General features: G+C 25.9%; 11 protein-coding genes and 1 tRNA gene. 4 read left to right on the forward strand and 8 right to left on the reverse strand.

Going from position 1 to position 12,758, the window contains the following annotated elements; genetic code table 4:
• Positions 1-72 precede the first annotated feature (72 nt).
• Positions 73-1,041, forward strand: coding sequence for a phosphate acetyltransferase (locus MMOB_RS00910; protein WP_011264688.1), 969 nt, complete (start codon positions 73-75; stop codon positions 1,039-1,041).
• Positions 1,022-2,227 (forward strand): acetate/propionate family kinase, encoded by a 1,206-nt coding sequence (locus MMOB_RS00915; protein WP_011264689.1) that lies wholly within the window; start codon positions 1,022-1,024, stop codon positions 2,225-2,227. The genes MMOB_RS00910 and MMOB_RS00915 overlap by 20 nt, the downstream gene beginning before the upstream one ends.
• 30 nt (positions 2,228-2,257) lie before the next feature.
• Here the strand turns inward: MMOB_RS00915 and MMOB_RS00920 are convergent, their stop codons facing one another.
• Genes MMOB_RS00920 through MMOB_RS00950 form a run of 7 tightly spaced genes read right to left on the reverse strand, consistent with a single transcriptional unit; the run spans position 2,258 to position 10,403 of the window.
• Entirely contained in the window at positions 2,258-2,653 is a 396-nt protein-coding gene (locus MMOB_RS00920; RefSeq protein WP_041362811.1) for a hypothetical protein, read from the reverse strand.
• Positions 2,654-2,673: 20 nt separating this feature from the next.
• Entirely contained in the window at positions 2,674-3,735 is a 1,062-nt protein-coding gene (locus tag MMOB_RS03560) for a YitT family protein (RefSeq protein ID WP_083748439.1), read from the reverse strand.
• 42 nt (positions 3,736-3,777) lie between these two features.
• Positions 3,778-5,136: a replicative DNA helicase gene (gene dnaB, locus MMOB_RS00930; RefSeq protein ID WP_011264691.1), complete on the reverse strand. Its 1,359-nt coding sequence runs from the start codon at positions 5,134-5,136 to the stop codon at positions 3,778-3,780.
• Positions 5,129-5,584: a 50S ribosomal protein L9 gene (gene rplI, locus MMOB_RS00935; protein WP_011264692.1), complete on the reverse strand. Its 456-nt coding sequence runs from the start codon at positions 5,582-5,584 to the stop codon at positions 5,129-5,131. The genes dnaB and rplI overlap by 8 nt, the downstream gene beginning before the upstream one ends.
• A gap of 24 nt (positions 5,585-5,608) precedes the next feature.
• Entirely contained in the window at positions 5,609-7,570 is a 1,962-nt protein-coding gene (locus MMOB_RS00940) for a DHH family phosphoesterase (RefSeq protein ID WP_011264693.1), read from the reverse strand.
• A gap of 45 nt (positions 7,571-7,615) precedes the next feature.
• On the reverse strand, positions 7,616-8,968 hold the full coding sequence (locus tag MMOB_RS00945; RefSeq protein WP_011264694.1) for a M17 family metallopeptidase: 1,353 nt from the start codon (positions 8,966-8,968) through the stop codon (positions 7,616-7,618).
• A 13-nt stretch (positions 8,969-8,981) separates the two neighbouring features.
• Positions 8,982-10,403 carry an FAD-dependent oxidoreductase gene (locus MMOB_RS00950; RefSeq protein WP_011264695.1) on the reverse strand — a complete coding sequence of 474 codons (1,422 nt, stop codon included), beginning with the start codon at positions 10,401-10,403 and terminating at the stop codon, positions 8,982-8,984.
• Between the two features lie 343 nt (positions 10,404-10,746).
• On the opposite strand from MMOB_RS00950, the gene rpsB reads away from it, so the two are divergent.
• Both rpsB and tsf read left to right on the forward strand, forming a co-directional pair.
• Positions 10,747-11,649: a 30S ribosomal protein S2 gene (rpsB, locus tag MMOB_RS00955; RefSeq protein WP_011264696.1), complete on the forward strand. Its 903-nt coding sequence runs from the start codon at positions 10,747-10,749 to the stop codon at positions 11,647-11,649.
• Positions 11,649-12,533: a translation elongation factor Ts gene (gene tsf / locus MMOB_RS00960; RefSeq protein ID WP_011264697.1), complete on the forward strand. Its 885-nt coding sequence runs from the start codon at positions 11,649-11,651 to the stop codon at positions 12,531-12,533. The genes rpsB and tsf overlap by 1 nt, the downstream gene beginning before the upstream one ends.
• A gap of 130 nt (positions 12,534-12,663) precedes the next feature.
• Here tsf and MMOB_RS00965 read toward each other — a convergent pair.
• Positions 12,664-12,737: transfer RNA gene (locus tag MMOB_RS00965), tRNA-Gly, on the reverse strand.
• Between the last annotated feature and the right edge of the window lie 21 nt (positions 12,738-12,758).

Consider the following 12,758-nt stretch of genomic DNA (forward strand, 5'->3'; position numbering starts at 1 on the left):
TTTAAAACAATACAAGTTATATTCTATAATTTTACTATATAAACTTATTACAAAGTAATATGAAAGGAAAAAATGTTATTTACAGAAAAAATCAAAACTAGTGTTAAAAATCTAGCTAAAAAATACAAGGTACTTCTTGTTGATGGAGATGATTCAAGAGCCCAAGAAGCAGCTCGTATGTTACAAGACTCTGATTTAGTGGAAGTGAGTTTGCTAGTTGAAAATCCTACAAATGCAAAAGGATTAAAATTCATAAACATGAATGATAACAAAAATCTTAAGACTGAATTCATAACAAAAATCTTAGAATTTAGAAAAGGAAAGGAAACTGAAGAGAGTGCTAAAAGTGCAGTTGAAACTAGACCTTTTTATGCTGCAATGCTTTTAAAGGAAAATTATTTTGATGCAGTTGTTGGTGGTTTATTATATAAAACATCAGATATTTTAAGAGCCGCATTTAAAATCATCGGAAGCAAAAAAGGTCAAAAAACCATTTCATCTTCAATGATTATGCATAAAAATGATGAGGCATTTTTATTTAGTGATATTAGTGTACAAATAAAACCTGATGCTACACAATTGGCTGAAATTGGATTAAATGCTTCTGAATTTGCAAAAGCTTTAGGTTTAAAAGATACAGTTGCATTTTTATCATTTTCTACTGCTAAAAGTGCAGTTTCACCTGAATCTGAAACTGTTTCGCAAGCTACAGAAATTTATAATTCCAAAACAAGTGGAATAAAAGCAATAGGTGAAATCCAATTAGATGCTGCAATTGATTTAAAAGTTAGAGAAGCAAAATTTGGAAAATCTTCTTTTGAATCAAAACCAGATGTATTTGTTTTTCCAGATTTAGGAGCTGGTAATATAGGTTATAAATTAGTTCAAAGATTTGGTAATTATGGTGCAATTGGTCCAATTGTAAATGGGATATCTAAACCTATGAATGATTTAAGTAGAGGTTCTACATCTGAAGATGTTTTTTATACAGTGTTAATTTCAGTATTACAAGCTGCACACAATGAAAAAGAGAGCAAATAACATGACAAAAATTTTAGTAATAAATGCAGGATCTTCATCAATTAAGTGAGCTATTTTTAACAAAGACACTTTAAACCAAGAATACAATGGATTAGCAGAAAGAATTGGAGCAAATGCTTCTTTAGGTCTAATTAAAATGGGTAAAATTTCAAAAGAAATAAGTTTACCTAATCATGAAGTAACAATTCAAGAACTAATAAAAATGTGAAGTGAACACAAAATCATTAATTCTCCAGAAGATATTTCTTTAATAGGTTTTAGGGTTGTTCATGGAGCTGATTCTTTTAATAAAGCAACAATAATTAGTGATGAAGTAATTAAAAAAATTTCTGATTATGCTATTTATGCCCCTTTGCATAATCCACCAGCAATTGATACAATTAAAGCTACTAAAAAGTTTTTTCCTAAAGCTAGATTAAGCGCTCATTTTGATACAGCCTTTCACACAAGCATTCCTAAAATTAATTATACATATCCTATTAATAAAGACTTAGCTAGTGAATTAGGAATCAAAAAATACGGAGCACATGGTTTAAGCCATAATTTTATTGCAAATAAAACTGCTGAAATTTTAAAAAAATCAAAAATAAATATTATTAATTTTCATTTAGGAAATGGTTCAAGTTTATGTGCTATTGAAAATTCTAAATCAATTGACACTTCAATGGGTCTAACACCTTTAGCGGGTGTTATGATGGGAACAAGAAGCGGAGATATTGATCCATCGATTCATGAATTTGTTTGTAGACAAAAAAAATTATCTATTGTCGATTTTACAAATAAATTAAATAAAGAAAGCGGAATTCTAGGAGTAAGTGGCGTTTCAAATGATTTTAGAGATGTTCAAAAAGCAGCAGAAAATGGGAATCAAGATGCTAAGTTTGCAATTGATCTATTTGCTCAAAGAGTAGCCGATATAAGTGCTACATATGCAAATAAAATCAACGGGAAATTAGATGCAATTGTTTTTACTGCAGGAATTGGAGAAAACGCTTCTTTAGTTAGAGAAAAAATCATTGAAAAATTACACTATTCTAAGTTTAAATTAGACAAAGAATTAAATAACACAAGTCCAAGCAATGTAGGAGAATATTTACTAATTTCTAAAAAAGATTCAGAAGTTCCAATTTACATTGTTAGAACAAATGAAGAATTATTTATTGCAAAAGAAGTAAAATCCCTATAATTAAAAAAAGATCCAACTTGAGATCTTTTTTTAATTCATTACATCTTTATCTTGTTGATTCATAATTTTTATTAAACTTTTCAATGACCAAATCTCTTTTTTGAAAAGATAGCTATATAAAAAAGATTTTATTTTTCGTTTTCAATTTGAAGATAGCAATTTCATGTTATTTTGACGAATTTTAATTATTAATCATCATATAAAAGGATTTATAAAAGAACAAAATAAAAATATAACTGTAAATATTAAAAACCCAAAAAAAGAATTAGACATTTGATTTCTCGTATATGAAGAATAAGCAATAAAAAACATAATAAATCCAATAACTATTAAAATCATTTGAAAAATGATAATTCTATAAGAAATTATTTGAAGCTCAATATATTTTTTTTTATAATTTTTTCTATTTTCAATATTATTTTCCATTGTTTTATTATATATGAAAATTATTCTACTTCCGAAGAGTTAAATGTACCAACACTATCTTTTACTTTTTTGATACTGATTCAAACTTTAGGATCAACTTCTTGAATTAAATTTTTAATTCTGTTCACTTCTAAAAGAAGAATAACAGTTTCTATTTTCTTACCTTTTTTATTAGTGTAGCCACCTTCAATATCAGAAATTGTATATCCATGTCAATAATTAATTTTTTTGAAAAGCTGCAAAATGTCTTCATATTTTTCAGAGTGAATTGTAAGTTGAATTTTGCTATATTTAGGATATAATGCTCCTAAAAGCGAAGAAGAAACAATAATATAAAGAATTGTTCCTAAAGTTCTAATTCCAAAAAAATCTCTTTTTACGGCATTAGGATTTGGATCTGGATTTGCAACCGATAGGATTACTAAAATTATGATAGAAATAAAAGAAATGCTTAAAGAAATTATTAATAGCGGAGTAGAAGCGCTTATTTTTCTTTTTGTAGAAAAATAATAAGCAATAATATCTGTTCCTCCTGAACTTGCTCCATTTCTTCATGCAATCGCAATTGAAAACCCAATTAATAAAGCACCTACAAAAGCAAACACTAAAACAGCTCAAGTATCTTGTGTTTTATCTGCACTTGCAATAAAATTAGGAGCCATTTTGCCTACTGTGTTATCAATCAAAAAATTATTTATAACAGGAATAGCTAAAATAAAATTTCATACTATTTGAAATAGTGATCAAATAATTGTTAAAACAAAAAAACTTCTCTTTATTTTTTTTCAAAAAATAATAATAAGAGGTATATTTAAACCAAATAAAATCAAAGCAAAATATTGTCCTAAATCAACACTAGGAAAAGAAAAAATAATCAATAATGGAATAGCAGATAATCCAGTTGAAATTGTACCAGCTGTTGTTAGAAATAAATTTACCCCTAAAACAAAAATAAGAGATGAAATCAAAAGCATAAATATTGAAAATTTTTTATTTTTTATAATAACTCAAATATTCTTTTCGTCAGAAGAAAGTCTTTTTTTTATAGAGAGAGTTTTTTTAGATTTTAGATTTAATTTCATGATTTTTAAATTTTTCAATAATAATTTTATCACAAAGAAAAATTAAAAATTATTTTCATCATTTTTTTGACTAATAAATTTTCCTACAGAAGGTTTAAAAAAGAAATTTACTTTCCCTATTGCTCCATTACGGTTTTTAGAAATGATTAGTTCTACTTTTTGAAAGTCATTATTTGAAATATATTGTTTATCATGTTCATCATCATGTTCTTTATTTTTTTTATAATATTCTTCACGATATAAAAAAGCTACAATATCAGCATCTTGTTCAATAGAACCACTTTCTCTTAAGTCAGACATGATTGGCACTTTTTCTTCTCTTGCTTCGACTTTTCTACTTAACTGACTTAAAGCAAAAACAGTGATTTTCAAATCAGTAGCTAAAAGTTTCAATTGTCTAGAAATATACGAAACTTCTAATTGTCTATTAAAATTATTTTTTTCAGATGTATTTATCAATTGTAAATAATCAATAAAAACAGCATCAAGTCCTTTTTCTTTTTTTAATTGTCTACACTTTCAAATTAAATCATTAATATTAGAACTAGTTTCATCATTAAAATGAAGATTTAAATTTTTTATTTTGTCTTTTGCAATATAAATTTTTTGTCATTCCTCATTACTTAAATTTTTAGGCTCTTTTATTTTGTTGCCATCAATATTAGATCAAGCAGCAAAAATTCTATCAGCAAGTAATAAATTAGGCATTTCATAAGAAAAAAAAGCAACATTTTTCTTCTTACTGATTTCTGTTGCTAAATTAAGAGCAAATGCAGTTTTCCCCATTGAAGGTCTTGCTGCTAAAATAACAAGATCTCCTTTTTGAAATCCATTTGTTAATTTGTCTAAAAGAGGATATCCTGATGAAATACCATTAATTTCTTTTGAAGTTGCTCTTTTTTCAATTTCTTTTATAGCTTCTTCTGCTAATTCAGCTGCTTTTTTAAAACTTCCATCTGAATTAACTATTGAAATCTCTAGTAAATCTTTTCCTAAAGAATTCAATATATCCGAAGGATTAAAATTTCCTGGTATAATTTCCTTATTTCAATTTTCAAAAACTTCTTTAACTTTTCTTTTTCTAGAATAATTTAGAATCTCTTTGTGAAAATACAAAGCATTTTCTTCAAAAGACGATCAAGGAATTAATTCTGCTAAAACATTATTAATATTAGCTATGTTTTTTTCAGGTTCTTTTTCTAGTTGATTCTTAATTGAATTAAAATCTATTTTCAAATTGTTATAAAGTAATTCTTTAATACTTCAAAAAATTTTTTGATGAGTTTTATTAAAAAAATCTTCAGGTTCTAAAAGATCAACAGTTTTAGATAGATTTTTTGGATTTATAAGCAAAGAAGCAATGTAAGTTTTTTCTAAATTCTCGTCATGGAATTTATTCATCTTTTTCGACTTTCACAAGTAATATTGCTTTGATATCTTTGTATAAATTAATAATTATTTTAGACAATCCAATTGTATTAATATGAACATTTTCTAATGCATGACGATCGATTTTTAAACCATGTTTTTCTTCTAATTCATTTAAGATATTTTTTGCACTAATTGAAGAATGAACGCTTATTATTCCGTCTTTTCTTAATGATGCTTTTAACTTAAAAGATAGATTAATTTTTTCTAATTTTGTTTTTAACTCATTTGCTTCAAATCTTTTTTCATTTTCAATTTCTCTTTCTTTTTCCAATACATCTTTTAAAAATTTTTCATTATCTTTATTGTATGGAATTGCCAAATTTTGTCTAAAAAGAAAGTTTGTAGCATATCCAGCACTTACTTCAACTATTTGATTCTTTTTCCCCGCATTAGAATCTTTTATTAAAATCACCTTCATAATTTTCTCCTTTAATTTTATTTATTAAGCAATTTCTGTATTTGCACTAACAATTGCTTGGATAACATTATCCGTAAAAACAGTTAAGCTTTCATTAGAAACAGCAGCAGCAGCACTATAATGCCCACCACCACCTACAGCTTCTGCGATAATTTGAACATTTGTTTCAATCCCTCTTGCTGATAGTTTATAAGAATCACCATTTGAAGATTTTGCAATAACAAATGCTGCTTTTCTTCCACTAACTCTTAAAATTTCATCTGCAGCTATGCTTACAACTTCTGAAGGAATTGGTCCATCATAAGAAGCAAGATAAAATCCTTTTTTAATTTCCCTTAACTCAGCTAAAATACTATCGACAATTTCTCTAGTTTTAATGTCCATTTTTAGAACATTTACACTTTCAACCACTTGAGCTCCTCATTCATTTAATAAACTTGCAGCAGCAAAAGTCTTAGAAGACGTTGCTTTTTGAAACTGATTTGTATCTAAATAAATTCCATTTAATAAAAATTGAGCTGCTTTTTTTGAAATAATTTTTCCTAAACTCATAAAAGAAATAATTTCTGTTGTAATTTCACAAGCACTTGAAGAACCTGTGTCAATAAATGTATTTTTATATTCAATGTTTTCTGGTAATTTACTTACTCTATGATGATCCAAAATAAAAATATTTTCAATTAAAGCCTTATCGAAAGCTTCTGGATTTTCAATTCTATCAATTTCTGCTGTATCACAAACAATAACAAGAGTATTTTTATCTGTTAAACTAATAGCTTTTTGTTTTTTTATAAAAAGTTCTTTTTCGGCAAGAGTAAAATATTTATTAATTGTTCTTTGAGATGTTTCATCAATAATAACATTTTGAATATATACTTCTTTTTTGAAATATTTTGCAATTTCACTTAAAGCAAATGTTGATCCAATTGCATCCAGATCAGCCATTATGTGACCATATAAAATTACTTTTGTAATACTTTGGTCTTCCATTTTTTTTAATAAAAGAGTCGCAACATCTTTTGCTTTTGTTCTACTTGGATTTATTGCAATTTCACTTTTTGATCCAAAATAAATTGGTTTTTCATTTTTTGATCAAACTGTAATTTGATCTCCACCTCTAGATTTAGATTGTCTTAAAGCATCTTTTGCTAATTCCATCAATTCACTAATAGAATTTCCTCTTTTTGACAATCCGATTGAAACAGAAAGTCTAAATTCTTCAACTTTTTGTGCTCTTAGAGAATCAAGAAAGTTGAATTTAGAATCTATAAATTGATTTAAAGTTTCTTCATTTGTAATCAATAAAAATTTCCCATTTACATATTGACGATAGCTTACATTGTAATTTTTTACTAATTTTTCTAACATATCAATTACTTTGTATTGAATTGAGAATAAATCTTCTTCATTAAGAGAAGATTGATATTCTTGAAAATTATCAATATCCACTTCACCAATAACAATTTTTTCAGCATCATATTGCATAATTGCGCTTACTTCTTTAGTGACATCTTTAAATACTAAAACATTACTTTGGTAAATATAATTTACAAAATAGTGAAACCCTTCTAATTCAATAGTTGTATTTTTTTCAGCATTCAGCAGCATAGTTTCAATTTTTTTAGAAATAGAAGTAACATTTTTACCAACAACATTTTCTTTGAATCTTTGGTTAATAAATTCACTAGCCCAAATAATTTTTGATTTATCACTGATGATTATCAATCCTAATCCATTTTCGGCAACAATTTTTTCAATATAATTGTTAAGAACATAATTTTTATTTACTTCTTTTTTGTTTATTAAATAAAAAGAAATGGAAAAAACTCCCAAAATTATTAATGAAAAAACTAATGTCAATAGTGAAAACAAAATTTTATCAAGCAATTCTTGTAAAAGAAACCCAATTAATAAAAATGAAACAATTGTAACAATTAAATTTAAAACAATTAGAGATAAAAAGATGATTTTTGGTTTTCAAGACATAATTTCCTTATTTTAATATTTATTATAGTTTACTAAATTTAAAATTTATTTAGTCAAATAGTTTACAAGTGTTTTTAATAAAACGGCATTTGGATTTGATTTTTTACTTACTGTACCTGCAATGTCTAAGTGTATTAGATCACTTTTATTAGTGAATTGCTTTAAAAATATTGCGGCAGAATTTGAATCTGAATAATTGTTCGCATCATAGTTTATCAAATCGGCAATCCTACTAGATTTTAAACCTTCCAAAAAATCCTCATCCAAAGGCAATCTTCAAATTTTTTCATTAGAAATTTTGGCTGCTTTTTTTAATTTTTTTCAGCTTTCATCATTTGTTGATCAAACACCACTTATTTTATCTCCTAAAGCCACTATTACACTTCCTGTTAAAGTTGCAATTGTAATAATTTCACTTGCTTTTAAAATTTTAGATGCATATGAAATACCATCAGCTAAAATTAATCTGCCTTCAGCATCAGTATCTGTTATTTCAATACTTTTCCCATTCATTGCATAATGAATTTCCTCAGGAGTTGTGCCTCTTGATGAAATTTTGTTATCAGTCAATACCATAAGGACACTTAAATTTATTTTTGGGCTTAAATTTTCCACTACTTTCATAACTCCAGAAGCAATCATTGCACCTGACATATCAAATTTCATACCTGATAAATATTTAGAAGGTTTTAAATTATAACCACCTGTATCAAATGTAATTCCTTTACCCACAATAACTGTTCTGTTTTTAGATTCAAGATTTCCATTATAGTTTAACTCAACTACTCTAGGTTCATGAGAAGAACCTGCATTTACAGCTAGAAGTAGCCCCATTTTTAAATTTTTAATATCTTGTTTATTTAAAATTTTTACATTTATTAAAGGAGAATTTTCAAACTCTTTTTCAACAACACTTGCAAGATACTCACTTGTTGCAATATTAGGTGGCATTTCTTGATATTTTTTAACAAAAAGTTTTGATTTAGAAATCAAAATCATTTTTTTGTAAATTTCTTCTGAAATCGATGTGACCAAAGTTAAATTGGGAATAATTTTGTCTTTTTCTTTTGTTTTATATGAAAAATCATAAACAAATTTTTCCTCAAAATATTCTATAAAAATTTCTAAAATTTTTTCTTCTGATTTTCCTCAAAATTCTAAATCAATAAAAACATTTCTACTTCCAATTGAAGATAAAATTTTTGAAACTATTTTCTCAAGTTTTTCCTGCTTCAATTCATCGATATTTTTTATAAATATCAAAATTTTATTTTGATCTAAAAACTCACTAATTGCCAAATCTTCGGTATTTATCAAATTTTTATTATCATCTATTTTTGAAATAAATTTTAGTTCAATTTCCTTAATATTTTGCTTGCTATTTATGATTTTTAACATTTAAGTTCCCCCTCTACCCTCTATTTTTATCTGTTTTTAAATAATATTTATGAATGAAAGCCAATTTCTTTTCATTGAAAACATATTCAAAAATATATTTTGTCAAAATTTCCTTAAGAATTTCTAAATTTGTAAAAGGAAGAGTTTGAAAGGAATTTAAAGAATTAATTTTTATTTGAGAATTGTACATTCATAAAAAAACAGATGAAATTTCAGTTATATTTTCCCCAACAATTGAAGCATTTAGAAGCCTATGTTTTTTGTCAAAATAAGCTCTTATGAATCCTTTATCTTTGTCATTTACTATTGATAAATTACTCTCTTTAAAATCATATTCAAATTTGTTATAAAAAATTTTTTGTGATTTAATTTCATCTTCATGCATCCCAATGAAAGAAAATCCAATCTTTGCATTTATATTACTTGAAAAATTTTCAAAATCAAATACATTTCTTTCATCATTTTCTATAAGATTATTAATTATAAGATTTGCTTGGTAAAATCCTTGGTTCGAATCTATGTAAGGACCAAAACAACTCCCTATCGCAAAGAAATTTTTATTATTTCTTAATCTTAATTGTCTATCTGAAATTGGAAAATTTCTTAAATTAGTTTCAAAAATAATATCCTTACTTACTTTGTCTAAATTCCCTTTTTTTGTACCACCTAAAATTAATCTATCAGAAATTAGAAAAAGAGAATATGTTCCAATAGAATATTCAATTTGAAACTGATCAGTTTCAGTTTTGTTTATGTTTTTTATTGAAGCATTATTAATTATATAAAAGTTATTTTTCCTTGCATAATTTTGAAATTTTAAAAGCATATCATCTTTTAAAAGATTTATAAAATTATCATTTTTATTCAATAAATAAACAATAGAACCAGATTCTGCAAATGTAATTGCTAATTCTAAAGAATTTTTATCATTTCCAATAATGGTTACTGAATTAAAATTTTTGTCAAAGTTATATCAGTTTTCAATTGTTTCATATTTTGAATAATCTAGACCTTTAATTAAAGGTTTTAAAAATCTTGATCCAACAGCAAATACGCAATATTTAAAACTAATTTTTTTCTCATTAATTATCAAATTATTTTTATCCACTATGTGAACTGTTCCTATCAAAGAATCAATTCCTAGTTTAGTGAATGAATTTTGTCCAGTTTTTTCAATTAAATTATGCAATTTTAAGTTTAATTCAGATCTAAAAAATTTAAATTTTTCATCCAAGCTCATTTTTTTTTCAATTTTATCAAGTGTATTTTGAAGAATTTGAATTGGTACATCTCTGTTAAATTGCTTTCCACCAAAAATTTCATTTTTGTCAATTATTAAGACTTTAGCTCCAAATCTAGCTAAATTTTTTGCAAAATGAGATCCAACTCTTCCAGCGCCTATTACAACTGTATGATAGTCAAAACTTTTTTTCATAAACCACCTATTTTCAATTTTTAATTTTACCTATTTTAAGAAAGTAAAATTAAACTTCCACTACAAATTTACTAACTTTAAAAAGTATAAAGTAATTATAAACTAAATTAATGATAATCAAATTCTTATTATTTTGCAAAATCAAATTTTTAATGTTTTTATTTCTAAGTTCTTGAAATTTACATTTTATTGATTAAAAAGGTATAATAAAAGAGTTATTTGCAAACTAATTTGTAAATACGAAAAAACAAAAAGCACTTTGGTGAATTTATTAGGTGTGCTCTAATTAAAAGAGTCTTAATTTTAGAAACCAAAGGAAGTAAAAACAAATATTAAGGAAAATATGAATATTAATGATATGAATGATGCTCCTGAAGTAAGTTCTTCAGAGTCTCAAAAAAACGAAATAGTTTCTAAACAAAAACTTTTAGAAGCAGGAACTTATTTTGGTCACAAAGCAAGTTTGTGAAATCCTAAAATGAAACCTTTTATCCATTCAAAAAAAATGGGAACACATATTATAGACATTGCCCAAACAAGAAAAGCACTAGAATATGCTTATAAATTGATTGAAAAATATGCTCAAAAAGGCGCTTCATTTATTTTTGTAGGAACAAAAAAACAGGCCAAAGATGTTGTTAAAGCTCAAGCACTAAGAACAAATTCAATTTATGTATCCGAAAGATGACTTGGTGGAACCCTTACAAATAGTAGAACTATTATGAATCAAGTAAGAACTTTAAGTGATCTTGAAAAATTAGAAGAATCAGGATATGAAGGATATACAAAAAAAGAAGGTGTTGAATTTTCTAAAAAATTAGCAAAGTTACAACGTAATTTAACAGGAATTAGAAACATGAAACACTTGCCACAAGTAATGATTGTTGCTGATGTTAATACAGATAAAATCGCAATTAAAGAAGCTCAAAGAAAAAATATTAAAATTATTGGAATTTTAGATACAAATTCAGATCCTTCATTAGTAAATTTTGGAATCCCTGCAAATGATGATAGTGTTAAATCTTTAAATTTAATTATTACAATTTTAGCAGATGCAATTGTTGCGGCAAAAAATGGAAAACAGTTGTTTGCTTATCAAGGTGATGAGGCTATTGTATTTCCAGCAACTAGTGAAAATGTTGGTAAAGATGGAGAAGAAAGAAAACCAAGAAAACCTTATGTAAAAAGAAGACCAGATGGTGATTTTCAACCAAGACACAACAACAATGAAAGCGAGACAAAATAATGGTTGATGCTGAAAAAATTAAAAAACTTAGAGAAATGACTGATAGTGGTTTTTTAGATTGTAAAAAAGCTCTAGAAGCTACAAAAAATGACTTAAATGCTGCAGTGAAATGATTACAAGAGAACGGAAAAGCTAAAGCTGCAAAAAAAGCAGATAGAATTACAGCAGAAGGTTTAGTTGCTGCTTTTTCAAATGATAAATATGGTGTAATAATTGAAATTAATTCAGAAACTGATTTTGTTGCTAAAAATCAAAAATTTAAAGATTTAGTAAATAAAATTGGTCAAGAATTGTTAAAACATGATTTTTATAAATACAAAAATATTATAGAAGAAGTAAAAATAGGTAATGAAACATTAGCAGAACTTGTTGCTTCTGCATCTGCTACAATTGGAGAAAAACTAACTTTTAGAAGAGCAGAACAAGTCAAAAAATTTAATAGCAAACAAGTTATTGGAGTTTACAACCACTTCGATGGTCAAAAAGCAGCTGTTTTAATTATTGAAAATGGAACAGAAGATATGGCAAAACAATTGTCTATGCACATTACAGCAATGAATCCATTATTTTTAGATGAAAAAGAAGTTCCGGAAAAAGAAATCAAAAAATTGAGAAGCGAATTTGAAAAAGACGAGCAAATTCAACTAAAACCTGAAAAAATTCGTCCAAAAATAATCGAAGGAATGATTAATAAAAAACTTTCTGAAACAACTTTTACTTTGCAAGAATTTGTTGTTGAACCAGGACAAAGTATTAAACAATATATGAACTCAAAAAATTCTTTCCCTATTTCAAAAATAAGATATGAAGTTGGAGAAGGAATTGAAAAGCAAGTAGTTGATTTTGCAAGTGAAGTTGCAAACCAAATGAAGAACAAAGCTTAATTACAATATTTTTCAAACAATTAAAAAAGAGACAGCAGTCTCTTTTTTAATTGTAAAAGTAAAGCACAAAAAACAGCAAATGAAAATAAAAAAGAGACTTTGTCTCTTTTTTATGATCAATTTAATGATTTGGAGCGAGTGAAGGGAATCGAACCCTCATAGTCAGCTTGGAAGGCTGAAGTTCTGCCATTAAACTACACTCGCATTTAAGTAAAACTATTATAC

The organism is Mycoplasma mobile 163K, from assembly GCF_000008365.1.
Classification (GTDB): Bacteria; Bacillota_I; Bacilli_A; order Mycoplasmatales; family Metamycoplasmataceae; genus Mycoplasma_J; species Mycoplasma_J mobile.